At 73.6% G+C, this 21,101-nt stretch carries 14 protein-coding genes and 1 pseudogene; all 15 read left to right on the top strand.

Annotated elements, in window-relative coordinates; genetic code table 11:
* Nucleotides 1–17: 17 nt before the first annotated feature.
* The 15 genes and pseudogenes from ACFY0O_RS37195 to ACFY0O_RS37125 all read left to right on the top strand — a co-directional run bounded on the left by ACFY0O_RS37195 (nt 18) and on the right by ACFY0O_RS37125 (nt 21,048).
* Nucleotides 18–3,443: a type I polyketide synthase gene (locus ACFY0O_RS37195; RefSeq protein WP_388955397.1), complete on the top strand. Its 3,426-nt coding sequence runs from the start codon at nt 18–20 to the stop codon at nt 3,441–3,443.
* The gene (locus tag ACFY0O_RS37190; protein ID WP_388955409.1) at nt 3,428–6,859 is read left to right on the top strand and encodes a type I polyketide synthase; all 3,432 of its coding nucleotides are present in this window, start codon (nt 3,428–3,430) and stop codon (nt 6,857–6,859) included. The genes ACFY0O_RS37195 and ACFY0O_RS37190 overlap by 16 nt, the downstream gene beginning before the upstream one ends.
* 19 nt (nt 6,860–6,878) lie before the next feature.
* Nucleotides 6,879–10,895 (top strand): annotated as a pseudogene (locus ACFY0O_RS37185) (type I polyketide synthase); the annotation flags it as partial.
* Nucleotides 10,896–10,901: 6 nt separating this feature from the next.
* Nucleotides 10,902–11,645, top strand: a complete 744-nt coding sequence (locus ACFY0O_RS37180; protein ID WP_388955395.1) for a thioesterase II family protein — start codon at nt 10,902–10,904, stop codon at nt 11,643–11,645.
* 131 nt (nt 11,646–11,776) lie between these two features.
* Nucleotides 11,777–13,021, top strand: coding sequence for a crotonyl-CoA carboxylase/reductase (gene ccrA, locus ACFY0O_RS37175; protein WP_388955392.1), 1,245 nt, complete (start codon nt 11,777–11,779; stop codon nt 13,019–13,021).
* A gap of 66 nt (nt 13,022–13,087) precedes the next feature.
* The gene (locus ACFY0O_RS37170) at nt 13,088–13,618 is read left to right on the top strand and encodes a nuclear transport factor 2 family protein (RefSeq protein ID WP_388955389.1); all 531 of its coding nucleotides are present in this window, start codon (nt 13,088–13,090) and stop codon (nt 13,616–13,618) included.
* Between the two features lie 46 nt (nt 13,619–13,664).
* Complete coding sequence (locus ACFY0O_RS37165) at nt 13,665–14,888, top strand: cytochrome P450 (RefSeq protein ID WP_388955386.1); 1,224 nt, start codon at nt 13,665–13,667, stop codon at nt 14,886–14,888.
* Complete coding sequence (locus ACFY0O_RS37160; protein ID WP_388955383.1) at nt 14,885–16,117, top strand: cytochrome P450; 1,233 nt, start codon at nt 14,885–14,887, stop codon at nt 16,115–16,117. The genes ACFY0O_RS37165 and ACFY0O_RS37160 overlap by 4 nt, the downstream gene beginning before the upstream one ends.
* A gap of 20 nt (nt 16,118–16,137) precedes the next feature.
* Entirely contained in the window at nt 16,138–17,244 is a 1,107-nt protein-coding gene (locus ACFY0O_RS37155; protein ID WP_388955380.1) for a serine hydrolase domain-containing protein, read from the top strand.
* Between the two features lie 183 nt (nt 17,245–17,427).
* A complete protein-coding gene (locus ACFY0O_RS37150) occupies nt 17,428–18,276 on the top strand; it encodes a BTAD domain-containing putative transcriptional regulator (protein WP_388955406.1) in 849 nt (282 codons plus the stop codon).
* A gap of 43 nt (nt 18,277–18,319) precedes the next feature.
* A complete protein-coding gene (locus tag ACFY0O_RS37145) occupies nt 18,320–18,991 on the top strand; it encodes a 4'-phosphopantetheinyl transferase (RefSeq protein ID WP_388955377.1) in 672 nt (223 codons plus the stop codon).
* Between the two features lie 39 nt (nt 18,992–19,030).
* Nucleotides 19,031–19,537 carry a flavin reductase family protein gene (locus tag ACFY0O_RS37140; RefSeq protein WP_388955375.1) on the top strand — a complete coding sequence of 169 codons (507 nt, stop codon included), beginning with the start codon at nt 19,031–19,033 and terminating at the stop codon, nt 19,535–19,537.
* Nucleotides 19,538–19,642: 105 nt separating this feature from the next.
* On the top strand, nt 19,643–20,062 hold the full coding sequence (gene panD, locus ACFY0O_RS37135) for an aspartate 1-decarboxylase (RefSeq protein ID WP_358892600.1): 420 nt from the start codon (nt 19,643–19,645) through the stop codon (nt 20,060–20,062).
* A 15-nt stretch (nt 20,063–20,077) separates the two neighbouring features.
* Nucleotides 20,078–20,419, top strand: a complete 342-nt coding sequence (locus tag ACFY0O_RS37130) for a GNAT family N-acetyltransferase (protein ID WP_388955372.1) — start codon at nt 20,078–20,080, stop codon at nt 20,417–20,419.
* Complete coding sequence (locus ACFY0O_RS37125; protein WP_388955370.1) at nt 20,416–21,048, top strand: aspartate/glutamate racemase family protein; 633 nt, start codon at nt 20,416–20,418, stop codon at nt 21,046–21,048. The genes ACFY0O_RS37130 and ACFY0O_RS37125 overlap by 4 nt, the downstream gene beginning before the upstream one ends.
* Nucleotides 21,049–21,101: the final 53 nt, after the last annotated feature.

Here is a 21,101-nt window from a genome sequence, read left to right as displayed (position 1 = left end):
AACCCGGGAGTTAGCAGATGGACACCACCGACGATCGAGTTGTGCACGCCCTGCGCGCGTCGATCAAGGAGACCGAGCGGCTGAAGCTGCAGCACCAGCAGCTCGTGGACTCGCTGAACGAGCCGATCGCCATCATCGGCATGGCCTGCCGCTTTCCCGGCGAGGTCGTCTCTCCGGAGGACCTGTGGCGGTTGGTGAGCGACGACGGTGACGCGATCGGCGCGTTCCCCGACGACCGCGGCTGGGACCTGGACGGGCTGTACGACCCCGAACAGCGGCGCAAGGGCACCCTGTACGTGCGGGAGGGCGGCTTCGTCGACCGCGCGGCCGACTTCGACGCCGCGTTCTTCGGCGTGAGCCCGCGCGAGGCCACCGCCATGGACCCCCAGCAGCGGCTGCTGCTGGAGACCGGCTGGGAGGCCTTCGAACGGGCCGGCATCGACCCCGGCGCCCTGCGCGGCAGCGAGGTCGGAGTCTTCTCCGGCACCAACATCCAGGACTACTCCTCCCTCCTCCTGAGCTCTCCCGGCGCCTTCGAGGGGCACGTCGGCACCGGCAACGCGGCCGCCGTGCTCTCCGGCCGCCTCGCCTACACCTTCGGCTTCGAGGGCCCCGCGGTGACCGTCGACACGGCCTGCTCCTCCTCGCTGGTCGCCCTGCACATGGCGGCCCAGTCCCTGCGCCGGTCCGAATGCTCCCTGGCCCTGGCCGGCGGGGTGACCGTGATGTCCACGCCGATGGGCTTCGTCGAGTACAGCGGCCAGCGGGTCCTCGCCAAGGACGGGCGCTGCAAGTCGTTCGCGACCTCGGCGGACGGCACCGGATTCTCGGAGGGCGTCGGCATGCTCCTGCTGGAGCGGCTGTCGGACGCCCGGCGCAACGGCCACCCCGTCCAGGGCCTGATCCGCGGCTCCGCCGTCAACCAGGACGGTGCCAGCAGCAGCCTGACCGCGCCCAACGGCCGAGCCCAGCAGCGGGTCATCCTGCGGGCGCTCGCCAACGCCCGGGTGGCCCCGGACCAGGTCGACGTGCTGGAGGCGCACGGCACCGGCACCGAACTCGGCGACCCGATCGAAGCCGAGGCGCTGCTCGCCACCTACGGCAAGGACCGCAGCCCCGAACGGCCCCTGTGGCTGGGGTCGGTGAAGTCCAACATCGGTCACACCCAGGCCGCGGCCGGCCTCGCCGGAGTGATCAAGATGGTCCTGGCGATGCGGCACGGAGTGGTGCCGCGGACCCTGCACGTGGACGAGCCCACCCCGCACGTGGACTGGGAGTCGGGCGCCGTGCGCCTGGCCACCGAGCCCGTCGCCTGGCCGGAGAACGGGCGGCCGCGCCGCGCGGGCGTCTCCTCGTTCGGGATCAGCGGCACCAACACGCACGTCATCCTCGAACAGGCCCCGGCCCTGAGCCCGGCGGCCGCCGACGAGGAGCCCGCGCCGCAGCCGCAGCCGACCGCCGGCCCCTTCCTGTGGACGGTCTCCGGACGCAGCGAGCAGGCCCTGCGCGCCCAGGCGCAGCGGCTCGCCGCCCACGTACGGAGCGATGCGCGGCCCTCGGCCGCCGACCTGGCCGTCTCCCTCGCCGGCCGTACGGCCTTCGAGCACCGGGCCGTCGTGGTCGGCGCGGACCGGACCGCCCTGGAAGCCGGACTCGACGCACTGGCCGCCGGGCGCGAGGACGCCCGCGTCGTCCAGGGCACCGGCAACGCCTCGGGCAAGACCGTGTTCGTCTTCCCCGGCCAGGGCTCGCACTGGCCCGGCATGGCGGACCGGCTCCTGGAGACCTCGGCCGCCTTCCGCGAGCGGATCGAGGAGTGCGACGAGGCCCTCTCCGCCCACGTGGACTGGTCGCTGACGGCCGTACTGCGCCGCGAGCCGGGCGCGCCGTCCCTGGACCGGCTCGACGTGGTCCAGCCCGTGATGTTCGCCGTCATGGTGGCGCTCGCCGAGGTGTGGCGGGCGCAGGGCGTCGAGCCCGACGCCGTCGTCGGCCACTCGCAGGGGGAGATCGCCGCCGCCTGCGTCGCCGGAGCCCTGTCCCTGAAGGATGCGGCACGGATCGTCACCCTGCGCAGCGTCCTGCTGAACCGGCTGACGGGCAAGGGCGCCATGGCGTCGTTCCTGCTCTCCGCCGAGGAGGTGGCCCGCCGCATCGCACCGTACGGCGAACGGCTCTCGATCGCCGCCGTGAACGGTCCCACCTCGGTCGTGGTGTCCGGGGACCCGGACGCCGTGGACGAGCTGGTGGCGCTGTGCATGGCCGACCGGGTGCGGGCGCGCAAGGTGCCCGGGGCGACCGCGGCCGGCCACTCCACCCAGGTCGACGCGCTGCGCGAGGAGTTCCTCGACGGCCTGACGGCGGTGGCGCCGCGCCCGTCGAGCGTCCCCTTCTACTCGACGGTCCTCGGCGAGGTCACCGACACGGCCGCACTGGACGCCGGCTACTGGTACCGCAACCTGCGCGAGCCGGTGCTCCTCGACGGCGCCGTACGCGAACTGCTGGAGGACGAGCACCGGTTCTTCATCGAGGTCAGCCCGCACCCCGTACTGACCGTCGGACTCCAGGAGACGCTGGAGAAGGCGGGCGTGACGGCGGCCGTGGTGGGCACGCTGCGCCGCGACGAGGGAGGGGAGGAACGATTCCTCACCTCGCTCGCCGAGGCCTACGTGCGCGGACTCCCGCTGGACCTCGCCCGCCTGCCGCACCTGTCGGGGGCCCGCCGCACGGACCTGCCCACCTACGCCTTCCAGCGCCGGCGGTTCTGGCCGGACGCCCAGCTGGCAGCCGCGCGGGAGCGGCAGGACGCCCGGGGGAGCGCGGACGAGCCGGCCGTCGCGGACGGCCGGGAGACGGGGAACGCCGCACCGGCCGACGAGTCCGGCGGCGGCGACGCGCTGAGGCGTCTGGCCGCACTGCCCGAGGAGGAGCGCGACGCGTACCTGGTGGAGCTGGTGTGCGAACAGGCGGCCGCGGTGCTCGGGCACGGCTCGGCCGAGGAGACCGAGATGTGGCGTCCCTTCCAGGACCTCGGCTTCGACTCGCTCACGGCCGTCGAGCTGCGCAACCGGCTCGGCGCCGCGCTCGGCCTGACCCTGCCGGTCACCCTGGTCTTCGACCACCCCACGCCCCAGGACCTGGTCGGCCACCTGGCGTCGGCGGTGGCGGACGCCACCGCCGCACTCGCCGGGGCCGCCCGCTCCGACGTGCTGGCCCGGCTCGACGCGCTGGAGGCGGCGCTGGCCGAGCCGCAGGCCGACCGGGGCGAGGAGATCGGCGCCCGCCTCCAGGCCCTCGTCACCGCGTGGGAGGCCGCCCGGTCCGCTGCCGAGGACGCCGCCGAGGAGGCCGAAGTCGGCGACGCCGCCGTGAGCGAGGAAATGCAGGCGGCCACGGACGAGGAGATGTTCGACCTGATCGGCAAGAAATTCGGAATTTCGTAGAGCGGTCACCGCATCACATTCCGAAATCCACGTGTGGAGGGGCCGAAATGGCTGACGAAGAAAAGCTCCGGTATTACCTCAAGCGGGTTTCCGCCGAACTCGAGGCGACGCAGCGGCGACTGCGCGAGGCGGAGGCCGAGGCCGAGGCGGCGCGGCGCGAGGAAACCATCGCGATCGTGGGAATGGCCTGCCGCTTCCCCGGCGGCGCCGACACCCCGGAGCGGCTGTGGGACCTGCTGGCGGCCGGCGAGGACGCGGTCGGGCCGTTCCCGCAGGACCGCGGCTGGGACCTCGGCTCCCCCGACGGTCCGTCCTGCGCGCCCGAGGGCGGCTTCCTGCACGACGCGGCCGAGTTCGACCCCGGCTTCTTCGGGATCTCGCCGCGCGAGGCCCTCGCGATGGACCCGCAGCAGCGGTTGCTCCTCGAAACCTCCTGGGAGGCGCTCGAACGGGCGGGCATCGACCCGCTCGCCCTCAAGGGCACCGACACCGGGGCCTTCCTGAGCACCAGCTACCAGGAGTACCTCGCCCGGCTCCAGCAGACCGGCGCGGCCGTCGACGGGTTCATGCTGCCGGGCAACTGCGTGAGCGTCGCCTCCGGCCGGGTCGCCTACGTGCTCGGCCTCACGGGCCCCGCCCTGACCCTGGACACGGCGTGCTCCTCGTCGCTGGTGGCGATGCACCTGGCGGCCGAGTCGCTGCGGCGCGGCGAGAGCTCCCTCGCCCTGGCCGGGGCCGCGACGGTCATGGCGGCCGACGTGATGTTCGTGGAGTTCAGCCGTCAGGGCGGCCTGTCGGCGGACGGGCGGTGCAAGGCGTTCGGGGCGGGTGCGGACGGGACGGGCTGGTCCGAGGGGGCCGGTGTGCTGGTGTTGGAGCGGTTGTCGGACGCGCGGCGCAACGGGCACCCGGTCCTGGCCGTGATCCGGGGCAGCGCCGTCAACCAGGACGGGGCGAGCAACGGTCTGACGGCGCCGAGCGGTCCGGCGCAGGAGCGGGTGATCCGCCAGGCGCTGGCCAACGCCGGGCTGTCGGCGGCCGACGTCGACGCCGTCGAGGCGCACGGCACGGGCACCCGCCTCGGCGACCCCATCGAGGCCCAGGCCCTGCTCGCCACCTACGGCAAGGACCGGCCGCGGGACCGGCCGCTGTGGCTCGGTTCGCTGAAGTCCAACCTGGGCCACACGCAGACGGCCGCCGGAGCCGGCGGAGTCATCAAGATGGTGATGGCGATGCGGCACGGTGTGCTGCCGCGGACGCTGCACGCCGATGAGCCGACGCCGTTGGTGGACTGGTCGTCGGGTGGGGTGCGGCTGTTGGACGAGGCGCGGCCGTGGCCGGAGGTGGATCGTCCGCGCCGGGTGGGGGTGTCCTCGTTCGGGATCAGCGGTACGAACGCCCACGTCATCCTTGAACAGGCCCCGGCCGTGGCGCCGGAGGAGGCCGAGGCGGCCGGGGCGGCGGCGTCCGGTGGCGGTGTGGTGCCGTGGGTGGTGTCGGGTCGTACGCCGGAGGCTTTGGCGGCGCAGGCAGGGCGGCTGCGTGCGTACGTGGCGGGTCGTGACCTGGTGGACGTGCGGGCGGTGGGTCGGGGGCTGGCGTTGACGCGTTCGGCGTTCGAGCACCGGGCCGTCGTCCTGGGCGAGGACACCGCGACCTTCCTCACCGCCCTCGACGCGCTGGCCGACGGCCGGACCCCGGAGCACGTCCGCACCGGTGTCGCGCCGGGGAAGCCGGCCAAGGGGAAGATCGCGTTCCTCTTCACCGGGCAGGGCAGCCAGCGGGCCGGCATGGGACGCGACCTGCACGCCGCGTTCCCCGTCTTCGCCCAGGCGCTGGAAGAGGTGGCGGCGCAGTTCGACACCCACCTCGGGACTCCGCTGCTGGACGTGATGTTCGCACCGGGCGACGACCCCCGCGGTCGGCTCCTCGACCGGACCGACTACGCCCAGCCGGCGATCTTCGCCTTCGAACTCGCGCTGTACCGCCTGCTGGAGAGCTGGGGCGTCCGCCCCGACGTCCTGGCCGGCCACTCCCTGGGTGAGCTGTCCGCGGCCTGCGTGGCCGGGGTGCTCTCCGTCCCGCAGGCGGCCGTCCTGGTCGCCGCGCGGGGGCGGCTGATGAACGCCCTCCCGGCCGGCGGCGCCATGGTGGCCGTCCAGGCCACGGAGGAGGAGGTCCGCCCGGGCCTCTCCGGCCGCGAGGGCGCGGTGGACATCGCCGCGCTCAACGGCCCGGCCTCCGTGGTCCTGTCCGGGGACGAGGACGCCGTGGCGGAACTGGCGCAGCACTGGGCGGCCCGGGGACGCAAGACCAACCGGCTGAAGGTGAGCCACGCCTTCCACTCGCCGCACATGGACGCCATGACGCGGGAGTTCGCGCGCGTCGCGGCGGGCCTGTCGTACGCGGCCCCCGCCCTCCCCATCGTCTCGGACGTCACCGGTGACCTCCTGAGCGCGGACGAGGCCCGCAGGCCCGAGTACTGGGTGGCCCACGTCCGCCGCGCCGTGCGCTTCCACGACCAGATCCGGCGCCTGCAGAAGTACGGGGCCGGCGCCTTCGTCGAGGTCGGACCCGACACCGTGCTCGCCACCATGGGACGCAACTGCCTGACCTCCGAGCCCGGCAGGAGCGCGCCCCTGCTGGTGTCCACGGCACACGCCGACCACGCCGAGGTCCCCGCGCTGCTGGGCGCGCTCGGCGCGCTCCACACCCGTGGCGTGCCCGTGGACTGGCGGGCGTGGTTCGGCGACGGGCCCGTCGCGGCCGACCTGCCCACCTACGCCTTCCAGAAGCAGCACTACTGGCCGCAGGGACCCACCGGATGGGGCGCCGCCCCCGCCCGCCCCGCACCCCAAGCGGAGACCGACCCGGCGGCCGTCCCCGCCGACGAGGCCGCCGCCCGCGTCGCGGCCTGGCGGGCGCTGCCCGAGGGCGAGCGCCACGAAGCGCTGCTGCGCCTGGTGCGCACCGAGGCGGCCACCGTCATGGGGCACGAGGCGCCGGATGCGGTGGAACCGGAACGGGGCTTCCTCGACCACGGCTTCGACTCCCTGATGACCGTCAAGCTCCACGCCCGCCTGGCCGCCGGGACGGGCCAGGAGCTGCCGATGACGCTGCTCTTCGACCACCCCACCCCCCTGGCCGTCGCCGACCACCTGCTGACCCTCCTCACGGACACCGGCGGACCGGGGCCGCAGCTGTCGCTGCCGGAGCAGCTGGACCGCCTTGAGGCCGACCTGGCGCGGCTGCCCGCAGGCGACCGGCAGCGCACCCTCGCCACCGAGCGGCTCAAGGGCCTGCTCGCGGTCCACGCCCCGGCCGACGGCCCGCGCGGCGGGGACCGGGACGCGCTGGACGCGGCCACCGACGACGAGATGTTCGAGCTGATCGAGAAGGAACTCCGCCGTGGCTGAGCACGTGGACGACACGAACAACGAGAAGAAGCTCCGCGAGTACCTGAGACTCGTCACGGCCGACCTCCGGCGCACCCGCAGGCAGCTGGAGGAGGCCGAGGACGCCGCCCACGAGCCGGTGGCGATCGTCGGCATGGCGTGCAGGTTCCCCGGCGGCGAAGCGGACGTCACCTCGCCCGACGCCCTGTGGGAGCTGGTGGCCGAGGGCCGCGACGCGGTCGGGGACTTCCCCGGGGACCGGGGATGGGACGTGGACGCCGTATACGACCCCGAGCCGGGCACTCCCGGCAGGACGTACTCCCGCAGCGGCGGCTTCCTCAAGGACGCGGCCGGCTTCGACGCCGCCTTCTTCGGCATCTCCCCGCGCGAGGCGCTGGCCATGGACCCGCAGCAGCGGCTGGTCATGGAGGTCGCCTGGGAGGCCTTCGAACACGCGGGCCTCGACGCCACCACCCTGCGCGGCGAGGACGTCGGGGTGTACGTCGGCTCCAACAGCAACGACTACCTGCTCAACGTGCTCGACGCGCGGGAGAGCGCCGAAGGGTTCATCGGCACCGGCAACTCCGCCAGCATCCTCTCCGGTCGCGTCGCCTACACCTTCGGCTTCGAGGGACCGGCCGTATCCGTCGACACCGCCTGCTCCTCCTCCCTGGTGGCCCTGCACCTGGCCGCACAGGCCCTGCGGCAGCGGGAGTGCTCCCTGGCCCTGGCGGGCGGTGCGACGGTGATGGCCACGCCGACCGCGTTCATCGAGTTCAGCCGCCAGCAGGGCCTCGCGCCCGACGGCCGCTGCAAGTCCTTCTCGGCGACCGCCGACGGCACCACCTGGTCCGAGGGCGCGGCCGTGCTGCTCCTGGCCCGGCTCTCCGAGGCACGGCGCCGGGGGTACCCGGTGCACGCCGTCATCCGGGGCAGCGCGGTCAACCAGGACGGCGCGAGCGCCGGGCTCACCGCCCCCAACGGGCCCGCGCAGCGCCGGGTCATCCGGCAGGCGCTCGCCAACGCGCGGCTCACCGCCGACCGCGTCGACGCGGTGGAGGCGCACGGCACCGGCACCCCGCTCGGCGACCCGATCGAGGCACAGGCACTGCTCGACACCTACGGGCGGGCCCGCGCGCAGGACAGGCCGCTGTGGCTGGGGTCGCTGAAGTCGAACCTGGGCCACACCCAGTCCGCGGCCGGCGCGGGCGGCGTCATCAAGATGGTCCAGGCCATGCGGCACGGGACGCTGCCCCGCACCCTGCACCTGACGGAACCCACCCCGCGCGTCGACTGGGCCTCGGCCGACGTGCGCCTGCTGACCGAAGCCCGGCCGTGGCCGGAGACCGGGGAGCCGCGCCGCGCGGCGGTCTCGTCGTTCGGCGTCAGCGGCACCAACGCGCACGTCATCCTGGAGGCCCCGCCGGCCGAAGAGGCACCTGCCGCACAGACGCCGGCCGCAGTGACGCCTGCCGCAGTGACGCCGGCCGCGGACGCGCGGGCCGAGGCCCCCGCCGGGCCGCTGCCGTGGGTCGTCTCCGGGCGCACCGAGGACGCCGTACGCGCCCAGGCCGGGCGCCTGGCCGAGCACCTGGCCGCGCGCCCGCACCTCGCCCCGGCGGACGTCGCCGCCTCCCTCGCCACCACCAGGGCCGCCTTCGAGCACCGGGCCGTCGTCGTCGGCCGCGGGCGCGAGGAGCTGCTGGCCGGCCTGGCGGCCGTCGCGGCCGGCACCCGCGCGCCCGGCGTCGTCACCGGCCGGACCGCGCCCCCCGGGGGCAAGACGGCGTTCCTGTTCACCGGCCAGGGCAGCCAGCGCCCCGGCATGGGCCGCGAACTGGCCGCGTACAGCCCCGTGTTCGCCGAGGCGCTCGACGAGGTGTGCGCCCACCTCGACAAGCACCTCGACCGGCCCCTGCGCGAGGTGCTGTTCGCCGCCGAAGGCACGCCCGAGGCCGCCCTCATAGACACCACGGCCTACACCCAGCCCGCCCTCTTCGCCGTCGAGACCGCGACCCTGCGGCTGCTCGAACACTGGGGCCTGCGGCCCGACCTGCTGGCGGGGCACTCCATCGGCGAGCTGGCCGCCGCCCACGCGGCCGGGGTCTGGTCCCTCGCCGACGCCTGCGCCCTGGTCGCCGCCCGCGGCCGGCTGATCCAGGCCCTCCCGGCGGGCGGAGCCATGGTCGCCGTCCAGGCGACCGAGGAAGAGGTCCGCGCCCAGCTCGCCGGGGGCCCGCCCGGAGTGGACGTCGCCGCCGTCAACGGCCCGCGGGCGGTCGTCCTGTCCGGGGACGAGGCGGCCGTCACCGAGCTGGCCCGCGGCTGGGCCGGGCGCGGCCGCGAGACCAGGCGGCTGCGGGTGAGCCACGCCTTCCACTCCGCCCACATGGACGCGATGACCGAGGCCTTCGCGGACGTCGCCCGGAGCGTCTCCTACCGGGCACCCGCCCTCCCCCTGGTCTCCACCCTCACCGGACGGCAGGTCACCGACGAGGTCCTGCGCCCCGACTACTGGGTGCGCCACGTCCGCGGCACCGTCCGCTTCCACGACGCCGTCCGCACGCTGCGCGACCGGGGCGCGGCCGTCTTCCTGGAAGTGGGCCCCGGGGGAGTGCTGACGGCCGCCGCCCGCGACTGCCTGCCCGACGCCGCACCCGAGACCTTCGTACCGGCGCTGCGCCGCCGGGTCCCCGAACCGGAGGCCCTCCTCACGGCCGTCGCCCAGGCCCACACGGCGGGCGCCTCACCGGCCTGGGACCGGCTGCTGCCCGTCGGCCGGACCCGCGTGGACCTGCCCACGTACGCCTTCCAGCGCCGCCGCTACTGGCTGGCGGGCATGGCCGGGGCCGGTGCGGCGCGGGACGCGCGGCCGTCCGCCGCCGAGCCGCCGGCCGGGGCCGCCTCCGCCGCAGAGGGCCTGCGGCCACGGCTGGCCGCCGCGCCCGAGGAGGAACGCGGGGCCCTCCTGCTGGCCCTGGTCCTCGACCAGGCGGCCGCCGTGATGGGCGGCGGCACGGAGATCGAAGCCCACCGCCCGTTCCTGGAGCTCGGCTTCGACTCCCTGATGGGCATCGAGCTGCGCACGGCGCTCGCCGCCGACCTGGCGCTGACCCTGCCCGCCGGCCTGATCTTCGACCACCCCACGCCCACCGCGCTGGCCGCGTTCCTCGGCGAACGCCTCGCCGCGGCCGGCTCCGGCGGCCCGGCCGCCGCCGCGCCCTCCCCGTACTCCCTGGAGGCGCTGTACCGCAACGCGAACGCCCTGGACCGGCCCGAGGACGCCCTGGAACTCACCAAGGTCGCCTCCCGCCTGCGTCCGGTCTTCCACACGGTGGACGCGGCCGGCGGGCGGCCCGTCACGGTGGAGCTGGCGGCGGCCACCGACCGGGCCGGCCTGATCTGCTGCCCGGCGCCCGTCCCGCTGTACGGGGCGCAGCAGTACGCCCGCCTCGCCGCCGCCTTCCGCGGCACCCGGGGCGTCTCGGCCCTGCTCGCGCCCGGGTTCTCGCCGGGCGAGCTCCTGCCGGCCGACTTCGGGGTGATGCGGGAGTTCCTCGCCGAGGGGGTCCGCCGACAGGCGGACGGCAGGCCGTTCGTGCTCCTGGGCCACTCCTCCGGCGGCTGGTTCGCCCACAGCCTGGCCGCCGCTCTGGCCCGCACCGGGCCGCGTCCGCAGGCCGTGGTCCTGCTCGACACCTATCTGCTGGCCGATCCGGCCCTGCACCGGATGGAGCGAGAACTCGCCCAGGGCGTGCTGGACCGGGAGGAGGACTTCGGCGAGATGACCGACGTCCGGCTGACGGCCATGGGCAAGTACTTCCAGTTCTTCACCGACTGGACGCCCGAGGAGACGGGGGTCCCGACCCTCCTGCTGCGGGCCGGCACCCCGCTGGGAGAGGTCCGCGACGGCGAGGAATGGCGCCCCGCCCGGAACTTCGACAGCACCGTTCTCGACACGGAAGGCGATCACTTCACGATGATGGACCAGTACGCCACGCAGACGGCCGGAGCCGTGGACGCCTGGCTCGCGGGCCTCGACGGCGGACGGGGCTGATCGGCGATGACGACGTGGATACGGCAGTTCCACCCGGCGCCCCAGGCCCGGATGCGGCTCCTGTGCCTGCCGCACGCCGGGGGCTCCGCCAGCGCCTACTTCGCGCTGTCGCGCACGCTGGCACCGGAGGTGGAGGTCCTCTCCGTCCAGTACCCGGGGCGGCAGGACCGGCGGAGCGAGCCCCTGCTGGGGTCGATCGGGGAACTGCGCGACGGGATCGCCGGGGCGCTGGAGCCCTGGCGGGACCGGCCGTTGGCCCTGTTCGGCCACAGCATGGGGGCCGTGCTCGCCTACGAGCTGGCGCGGCTGCTCTCCCGTGACGGGGGCACGCCGCCCGCCCACCTGTTCGTGTCCGGACGCGGGAACCCGGCACAGCGGGTGGAGATGCCGCTGGACGAACTGGACGACCGGGCCATGATCGCGGCCCTGGACGACCTCGGCGGCACCAGCATCGGGCTCCTGGACGACGAGGAGGTGCTGCGGATGGTCGCGCCGGCCATCCGCAGCGACTACCGCGCGGTCCGCACCTACCGCCACACGCCCGGCCCCCTGCTGCCGTGCCCCGTGACCGCCCTGGTGGGCGACGCGGACGCCATGGCCGCGGTCGAGGAGGTCGAGAAGTGGCGCGACCACACCTCCGCGGATTTCCGTCTGAAGGTATTTCAGGGCGGGCACTTCTATCTGTCGAATCAGTTCCAGAAAGTCGGTGAACTTGTGTACGATAGGCTGAGTTATTCACTCTCCACGTGAGCGCCGGCTGACGGATCGATTCCTTCTCCGTCCCGCCCGCCACGTTCCGGATGTGCGGCGGCACCGCCGCGCACCATTTCCTCCCAATCTGTTCTGTCCCGGCACCAGTTTGTATCCAGACGGGGTTCTGCGTGCGACATTCTCTTTTCGAACTGGGTGACATACCCCCGCTCGGCACCGTTCCCGAGCAGATGTACGCCTCGGTGATCCGGCGGGAACGCTACGGTGCGCCGCACCAGGCCTTCCTCAGCGAGGTCGTGGACGTGCCCGAGGTGGGACGGGGCCAGGTACTGGTCTACGTCATGGCCGCCGGCATCAACTACAACAACGTCTGGTCCGCCCTCGGACGGCCGGTGGACGTGATCTCCGAACGGCTCCGGCGCGGCGACCGCGACGACTTCCACATCGGCGGGTCCGAGGGGTCCGGAGTGGTCTGGGCGGTGGGCGAGGGCGTCACCCAGGTCACGGTCGGAGACGAGGTGATCCTCTCCGGCTGCCAGTGGACGGAGACGGCCCCCGACATCCGCATGGGCGCCGACCCCATGACCTCCGCCTCGCAGTCGGTGTGGGGGTACGAGGGCAACTACGGCTCCTTCGCCCAGTTCGCCCTCGTGGACGACTACCAGTGCCACCCCAAGCCCCCCGGCCTGACCTGGGAGGAGGCGGCCTGCTTCCTGCTCACCGGCGCGACCGCCTACCGCCAGCTGTGCGGCTGGGCCCCCAACGACGTACGGCCGGGCGACCCGGTCCTCATCTGGGGCGGAGCCGGCGGACTGGGCTCCATGGCCATCCAGATCACCCGCGTCCGCGGCGGCGTCCCCGTCGCCGTGGTCTCCGACGAGGACCGCGCCCGCCACTGCGTCGAACTCGGGGCCCAGGGCACGATCAACCGCCGCGACTTCGACCACTGGGGGCGGCTGCCCGACATCGGCGACCGGGAGGCGATGGGGCGCTGGACCGAGGGCGTCCGCGCCTTCGGCCGGGCCTTCTGGGATGCGCTCGGCGAACGCCGGGCCCCGCGCGTCGTCCTGGAGCACAGCGGCCAGGACACCATCCCGACCTCCATGTACCTGTGCGACAACGCCGGCATGGTCGTCATCTGCGGCGGCACCACCGGCTACAACGCCGACGTCGACCTGCGCTTCCTGTGGATGCGCCAGAAGCGCCTGCAGGGCTCGCACTTCGCCAACCTCCGCGAATGCCGGGACGTCATCCACCTCGTCTCCACCGGCCAGGTGGACCCCTGCCTCTCCTGGACCGGCGGGTTCGACGACATCGGCAAGGCGCACCAGCTCATGTACGACAACCAGCACCCCCAGGGCAACCAGGCCGTACTGGTCAACGCCCCGCGGACGGGCCTGACCACCCTTTCCTGACCCGAGCCGCACCCCGAAGCCGCACCCCGAAGCCACCCCGAAGCCACGCACCGAGGAGACATCCCGATGGACCAGCTCGACGTCCTGTGGAGCGAACGCGAGATCCGCATCGTGCTGCAGCGCTACTGCCGCGGCCTCGACCGGCTCGACGCGGAACTGCTCAAGTCCGCCTACCACGAGGACGCGCACGACGACCGCGGCGTCATCCGCGGCAACGCCCACGCCTTCGTCGACCAGATCCTCCCGATCCTGCGCCAGGCCTACACCGGCACCCTGCACACCCTGCACGGCAGCACGATCGAGATCGACGGCGACACGGCGGGCGTGGAGACGTACTGCACCGCCTACCACTACCTCGAGCGCGACGGCGTCAAGCGGGTGGAGCAGTACGCGGGCCGCTACGTCGACCGCTTCGAACGCCGCGACGGCGCCTGGAAGATCGCCCGCCGCCTCGTGCTGAACGAATGGAACCTCGTCCAGGAGGTCCCGCTCGACCCGGCCGAGGCCCAGGCCGGCTTCAACCCCTCCCTGCGCGACCGCACCGACGCCAGCTACCAGGTACTGCCGCTCAACGGCCCGGACGCCCCCACCCTCTGAGCCGCCCGTCCCGCCCCCACGGCACCACACCCCGAGGAGTACCCACGTGTCCGACACCGAGCAGCAGCCGGCCACGCTGCCCCGGCAGCGCACCTGCCCCTTCTCGCCGCCCCCCGAACTCGAGGAGCTCCGGCGCACCGAGCCCGTCAGCAGGATGCGCTTCGCCGACGACTCCGAGGGATGGCTGCTGACCCGCCACGCGGACGTCCGCGCCGCGCTCGCCGCCCCCCGCGTCAGCTCGCACCCGGCCAACGCGCCCCAGCCCTGGCGCAACCTCGCCCCGGAGATGCGCGGAGCCGAGTACCTGCCCGGCTTCCTCATCTTCATGGACCCGCCGAACCACACCCGCTACCGCCGCCTGCTGACCAAGTGGTTCACCATGCGGGCGATCCGCAAGCTCGAACCGCGCATCGAGGAGATCGTCAGCGACGCGCTCGACGCCATGGAGGCCCAAGGCGGCCCCGTCGACCTGGTCCAGTCCTTCGCGCTCCCGATCCCGCTGCTGGTCATCTGCGAGCTGATGGGGATCCGCTACGAGGACCGCGAGGAGTTCATGGACATGGTCCTGCGGCTCCAGGACCTGGAGGCCACCCCCGAGGAACTGGGCGCCCTCGGCGCCAAGATGAACCAGTTCATGATGGACCTGTGCGCCGCCAAGCGCGAGACCCCCGGCGACGATCTCCTCAGCCACCTCATCCAGGACCCGGACGCGGTCCCCGCCCTGACCGACCTCGAAGTCGCCGGCATCGGCGTGCTCATGCTCATCGCCGGGCACGAGACCTCCGCCAACATGCTGGGAATCGGCACCTACACCCTCCTGCAGAACCCGGACCAGTGGGCCCTGCTCCGCGAGGACGTCGGCCTCGTCGACCAGGCCGTCGAGGAACTGCTGCGCCACCAGACCATCGTCCAGCAGGGCCTCCCGCGCGGCGTCATGGCGGACATGGAGGTCGGCGGCCACCCCGTGAAGGCCGGCGAAGCGCTGCTGGCCTCGCTGCCCGCGGCCAACCGCGACCCCGAGGTCTTCCCCGACCCGGACCGCCTCGACATCACGCGCGAGCACAACCCGCACCTCGCCTTCGGCCACGGCATCCACCTCTGCCTGGGCATGGAACTGGCCCGGGTGGAGATGCGCTCGGCATGGCGCGGCCTCGTCCGGCGCTTCCCCACGCTGCGCATGGCGGCGCCGCCCGAGGACATCCGCTGGCGCGACGACCAGATCGTGTACGGGGTCTACAACCTCCCGGTGACCTGGGGCGACGCCTCGTGACCGGCCCGCGGACCGGTGCGCCCGGGTGCCCCTTCGCGGCCGGCGAGGCTCCCGCGTACCCGTTCCACGCCCCCGACCGGCTGGAGCCGGACCCGTACTGGGAGCCGCTGCGGCGGGAGCGGCCGCTGCAGCGCGTCACCCTGCCCTACGGCGGCGAGGCCTGGCTGGCCACCGCCTACGAGGACGTGCGCAAGGTCTTCGCCGACCGCAGGTTCTCCCGGGCCCTCGCCGTCGTCCCCGGCGCCCCCCGGTTCCTGCCGCACCAGCCGCCGCCCGACGCCGTCCTGAGCGTCGAGGGCCCCGACCACGCGCGGCTGCGCCGCCTGGTCGGCAAGGTCTTCACCCCCCGCCGGGTGGAGGAGCTGCGGCCCCGCATCCAGCGCACCGCCGACACGCTGCTCGACGCCATGGAGGAGCTGGGGCCGCCCGCCGACCTGGTCGAGGACTTCGCCCTGCCCTTCGCCGTGGCCGTGATCTGCGAGCTGCTCGGCGTGCCGCCCGAGGACCGGAAGCGGTTCTGCACCTGGTCGGACGCCCTGCTCACGACCACCGCGCACACCCCCGTCGAGGTCCGCGACCACATGATGCGGATGCACGACTACCTCGGCGGGCTCGTCGCGCAGCGCCGGGTGCGGCCCACCGACGACCTGATCGGCGCGCTGGTCACCGCGCGGGACGAGGAGGACCGGCTGACCGAGGGCGAACTGGTCCGGCTGGCCGAGGCCATCCTGATCGCCGGGTACGAGACCTCCGCCAGCCAGATCCCCAACTTCCTCTACGTCCTGCTGCGCAACCCGCACCTGCTGGAGCGGCTCCGGGCCGACCACGGCCTGATCCCCGTGGCCGTCGAGGAACTGCTGCGCTTCGTCCCCATCGGCACGGTCGACGGCTTCCCCCGGACGGCCACCGAGGACGTCGAACTCGGGGGAATCACCGTCAGGGCCGGCGAGACGGTCGTCCCGTCGATGGGCGCGGCCAACCGGGACCCGGCCCTGTTCACCGGACCGGACGAGCTGGACCTGACCCGCCAGCCGAACCCGCACCTGGGCTTCGGGGCGGGACCGCACCACTGCATGGGCGCCCAACTGGCGCGGGTGGAGCTGCAGATCGCCCTGACGACCCTGCTGCGCCGGTATCCCGGGCTGCGGCTGGCGGTGCCGGAGGAGAACCTGTCGTGGAAGGCGGGCCTGATGGTCCGGGGCATGCACACCATGCCGGTCATGTGGTGAAGGCGGACGGAGCGCGCGCGATGAGCACCATGAACGAACGGGAACACACCGCGGAGGCCGCGGAGGCGGAACCCGCCGCCCTGCGGCGGCTGACCGACGTGGTGCGGTCCAGGGGAGGCGCGGCCCAACTGTGCGTCCTGCGGGACGGCGCCGTGGTCCTCGACCGCGCGTTCGGCTGCTCCCCGGACTCCCTCTTCCTCGCGTACGCGGCCACCAAGCCCTTCGCGGCCCTCGCCGTGCACGCACTGGCCGAGCGGGGCCTGATCGAGCTGGACCAGCCGGTGGCCGCCTACTGGCCGCGGTTCGCCCAGCACGGCAAGGGCACCGTGACCGTCCGCCACGTCCTGCAGCACCGGGCCGGCGTGCCGGTCGGCCGGGGCATGGTGCGCACGATGCGGACCGCCCGCGACTGGGAGCGATCGGTGCGCGACCTCGAACAGTCCCGGCCCAAGTGGCCCGGCGGGAAGGTCGCCGCCTACCACTTCATGAGTTACGGATTCATTCTCGGCGAACTCGTGCAGCGCGTCACCGGACAGTCGTTCCGCGATTTCGTCACCAACGAGTTCTTCGTCCCCCTGGGGCTTGACGATTTGCACATGGGGTTGCCCGACGACGCCTGGCACCGGCATGTGCCGGCAAAGGCCGACCACCCCTCCGAGTGGCCCAACCAGTGGATGAGCAACCGGCGCGGATACCGGCAGTCCGTCATTCCGTCCGCGGGCCTTTCCGGCACCGCGACGCAATTGGCCCGCTTTTACCAGATGCTTTTGTGTGACGGCACCCTCGACGGTGTCCGGGTACTCCGGCCCGAAACCGTCGCGGAGGCCAGGAAACCCTCCAATGACGGCGGGACCGACGCCTCCCTCAAGCGCCCCGTCCGCTGGTCGCACGGCTTCATGCTGGGCGGCCCCGGGCAGGACCCGCGGGACCTCGCCCTGGTGATGGGCAGGGCGGGCGGCACGGACACCTTCGGCCATGCGGGCACGACGTCCAGCGTGGTGTGGGCCGACCCCGAACGCAAGTTGGTGTGCGCGTATCTGTCAAATGTCCAGCCCGAGTTCGGGGCCGGCATCGAGCGGCTCAGGGAGGTCAGCGACCTGGTGCTCGAAACCTGCGGAGCCGCCTGACCCCCCGTCGCGGACGCACCTCCTCCGCCGCTGTGACCAGCGGCTGGTGATCTACCACACAACAACGCGCATTGCTCGTCGATCGCTTGATCGCGACGGATGCCGGTGTAACCATGTTCACCCGCCACCTTGATTTCGGCATGCCGGAAGGAGGGTGGCAACGGAGGAGGGACGCTGTTGAAGATGCCTGAATGGCCTGAACCTGAAAAACTGCAATCCCCACCCTGTGTAGGAGTTTTGGGGCCCCTTGAAGTCCGTTTATCAGAACGCTCCGGAACGGAAGTTTCGGTAGGTGGTACTCGAGTTCGCTCATTGCTCGCCGCGCTCACCGCCCAATTGGGTGAGGCGATGTCGACCGAGCGCATCCTCAAGGAGGTCTGGGGCGACAACAGGCCCACCACCGACCGCAAGGCGGTGGCCGTCGCCGTCCTGCGGCTGCGCCGGGTCCTCGGTGACCGTGAAGGCCAGTGGCTGCTCACCCGCCCGTCCGGATACGTCCTGGACATCCCGCCGGACCACCTCGACGCCCTGCGCGCGGAGCGTCTGGTCCGGGAGGGGAAGGCGGCCCTGGCCGCGGGCGACCCGCGCACCGCGTCCCGGCACCTCGCGAGCGCGCTCGCCGAGTGGCGGGGAGATCCCTACGCGGGCGCCGAGGCCACCTCGACGGTGAGCCGGCGCACCATCGAACTGGAGGTGCTGAAGGCCGAGGCCGTCGAAGCCCGGATCGACGCCGAACTCGAACTGGGCAACCATCAGGAACTGCTCGGCGAACTGCGCTCGCTGACCACCGCCAACCCCCTGCACGAGCCGCACTGGCGGCAGCTGCTGCTCGCCCTCTACCGGTCCGGCAGACAGGCGGACGCGCTCGCCGCCTACACCACGCTGAGGGGGTCGCTCGCCGACCACCTGGGCGTGGATCCGGGCCCGCAGCTCCAGGATCTGCACCTGCGGATCCTGCGGGCCGACACCGGCCTGCTGGCCGGGCGGGCCCCCGTGCAGTCACGTCGGCTGCTGCTGACGAGCCGCTGCTAGCGCCCGCACCACCACGGGCGACCCGTCAGAGAGGGGCCTGTCTGTGCTGCGGCGGATCCTGCCGTCCTGCGTCGCCGTCGCGGAGTGCCGCGGCGACGCGCCGGAGGCGGCGCTGTACCCGGAGGAGGCCGCCCTGATCAGCACGGCGGCGGAGGCGCGGCGCCGGGAGTTCACCACCGTCCGCCACTGTGCGCGGCGGGCGATGCGTGAACTCGGCCTGCGGGCCGCCCCCGTGCTGCCCAGCCGGCACGGCGCACCCCGCTGGCCGGACCAGGTGGTGGGAAGCCTCACGCACTGCCCCGGCTACCGGGGCGGTGCGCTGGCCCGGAGCCGGGACATCACCCTGCTCGGCATCGACGCGGAACCGCACCGGCCGCTGCCCGACGGGGTCCTGGACGCCATCGCCCTGCCGGGGGAGCGGCGGCTGGTCCGGGCCCGTCTGGCCCGGCGCGGGGAGGTGTGCTGGGACCGTCTGCTGTTCAGCGCCAAGGAGTCGGTCTACAAGGCCTGGAACCCCTACACGGGCCAGCGCCTGGAGTTCGAGGACGCCTCCATCGCCTTCGACCCCGACGCCGGGACGTTCACGGCGCACCTGCTCGCCCCGCGCCCGCGCCTCCCCGCCGGCGCACCGCCCGCCCCGGACCTGCTCGAAGGACGGTGGCTGGTACGCGAGGACGTGGTCCTGACCGCCATCGCGGTACCCGCGCCCCGCTGACCCGGAACAAGAAGAAGCAACGTCTGGAGGGAACCGGAAATGCCCACTGAGGAGCTGACCGACAGCTTCCGCCACGCCATGTCCTCGTTCCCGAGCGGGGTGACGATCGTGACGACGGCGGACGCCGAGGGGAACCGGTGGGGCTTCACCGCCACCTCCTTCTGCTCGGTCTCGCTCGACCCGCCGATGGTCCTGGTCTGCCTCTCCGCCGACGCCCAGTGCCACCCCGCCTTCTCGGCCGCGTCGTCGTGGGTCGTCCACGTACTGCCCCCCGAACACCGCGACCTCGCCCTGTGGTTCGCCTCCAAGGGCGTCGACAAGTTCTCCCGCGGCGCCTACACGACCACCCCCCAGGGCCACCCGCTCATCGACGGCGCCACGGCCACCCTGGAATGCGACACGGCCGCCCGCCACCGCGCGGGCGACCACACCGTCCTCATCGGCACGGTGACCCGCACCCGCGTCCACCCCACCGCCCCCCTCGTCTACCACCACCGCGCCTTCCACACCCTGACCCCCCTCCCCGCCCCGGCCCCGGTCTCCTGAACCCCCCTCGCACCATCGCCCCGGACGGGTGAACCGTTGTAGTGTGCCGAGACCGCCCTTGACCTGCGGACGCAGGCAGGGAGCAGACATTTCGGGAGATTCCGCATGCTTCGCACCATGTTCAAGTCCAAGATCCACCGGGCCACCGTCACCCAGGCCGACCTGCACTACGTCGGTTCCGTGACCATCGACGCCGACCTGCTCGACGCCGCCGACCTGCTGCCGGGGGAGCTCGTCCACATCGTGGACATCACCAACGGCGCGCGGCTCGAGACGTACGTGATCGAGGGGGAGCGGGGGTCCGGGGTCATCGGGATCAACGGGGCCGCCGCGCACCTCGTGCACCCCGGGGACCTCGTCATCCTGATCAGCTACGCGCAGGTCGAGGACGCCGAGGCGCGGGCGCTGAAGCCGCGCGTCGTGCACGTGGACGGTGACAACAGGATCATCGAGCTGGGGGCGGACCCGTCCGCCCCCGTGCCGGGAACGGACCAGGAGCGCAGCCCCCACGCGGTGGCTGTCTGAGGGGAGTCGGGGACCATGGCGATCGCGTTGCTGGACGAGCGCAAGGCGGGGCGGCTGCTGGCCGTCGAGGACGACGCGGTGGTGGGCTTCATCGCCTACTTCGTACTGGAGGCGGAGCCGCACGCGCTGGTGGCCGTGCACACGGTCGTCGAGCCGGGGCACGAGGGGCGGGGGATCGCCGGGGACCTGGTGGGCCGCTTCTACGCGATCGCCGCGGAGGAGGGGGTGGCCGTCGTGCCGCTCTGCCCCTACGCCGCGCGATGGGCCGCCAAGCACCCCGAGCGGGCGCCCGCGGCGCCGGCCGGGGTCGTGGACGCGGCCATCGCGCAGCTGGACCGGGACTCCGACCTCTGGTGACGGGGGAGGCGCTGACCCTGCTGCACACGTCGCCCGTGCACGTGCCCGTCTTCGACGCGCTGCGCGACGAGCGGCACCCCGGGGCGGCGCTGCGCCACCTCGTGGAGCCGCAGCTGCTCGACCGGGCCCGGGAGGTCGGGCCCGGGGCCGTGGCGGGGCAGGTGCGCGAGGTGCTGGAGGGGGTCCGCTCGCCCGTGCTCGTCACCTGTTCGACGGTGGGCGCGGTCGCCGAGTCGCTGGGGCCCCGGCTCGGCGTGCCCGTGCTGCGGGTGGACCGGCCCATGGCCGCCGAGGCCGTGCGCCGGGGGCCGCGGGTCCTCGTGCTGGCCGCGCTGGAGTCCACCCTCGCGCCGACGGGGGAGCTGCTGGCCGAGGAGGCCGGCGGACGTCCCCTGGAGGTGCGGAGCCAGGTCGTGGACGGGGCCTGGGCGCGCTTCGAGGCCGGGGACGCCGACGGGTACCTGGAGCTGGTCGCGCGGGCGGCGGACGTCGTCGGGGACGCCGACGTCATCGTCCTGGCGCAGGCCTCCATGGCCGGCGCCGCCCGCCTCGTGCGGACGCGGGTGCCCGTGCTGTCCAGCCCGGCCCCCGGGCTGGCGGCCGCCCTGTTCGGGGGGCGTACGGACTGAGATCGGGGGAAGGTGGGGTCTATGGTGCGAAACGCAGAGCAGACGCAGCCCCC

This window comes from Streptomyces sp. NPDC001594 (assembly GCF_042893675.1).
Taxonomy (GTDB): Bacteria; Actinomycetota; Actinomycetes; order Streptomycetales; family Streptomycetaceae; genus Streptomyces.
The sequence above is the reverse complement of the archived record's forward strand: the minus strand, read 5'-3'. Positions and strand labels throughout refer to the sequence as shown.

Excerpts from the sequence above, each read along its gene's own strand:
- ACFY0O_RS37195 (WP_388955397.1), top strand. The coding sequence starts at position 18 with ATGGACACCACCGACGATCGAGTTGTGCACGCCCTGCGCGCGTCGATC.
- panD (WP_358892600.1), top strand. The coding sequence starts at position 19,643 with ATGCTTCGCACCATGTTCAAGTCCAAGATCCACCGGGCCACCGTCACC.
- ACFY0O_RS37180 (WP_388955395.1), top strand. The coding sequence starts at position 10,902 with ATGACGACGTGGATACGGCAGTTCCACCCGGCGCCCCAGGCCCGGATG.
- ACFY0O_RS37150 (WP_388955406.1), top strand. The coding sequence starts at position 17,428 with ATGCCTGAATGGCCTGAACCTGAAAAACTGCAATCCCCACCCTGTGTA.
- ACFY0O_RS37170 (WP_388955389.1), top strand. The coding sequence starts at position 13,088 with ATGGACCAGCTCGACGTCCTGTGGAGCGAACGCGAGATCCGCATCGTG.
- ACFY0O_RS37130 (WP_388955372.1), top strand. The coding sequence starts at position 20,078 with ATGGCGATCGCGTTGCTGGACGAGCGCAAGGCGGGGCGGCTGCTGGCC.
- ACFY0O_RS37155 (WP_388955380.1), top strand. The coding sequence starts at position 16,138 with ATGAGCACCATGAACGAACGGGAACACACCGCGGAGGCCGCGGAGGCG.
- ACFY0O_RS37140 (WP_388955375.1), top strand. The coding sequence starts at position 19,031 with ATGCCCACTGAGGAGCTGACCGACAGCTTCCGCCACGCCATGTCCTCG.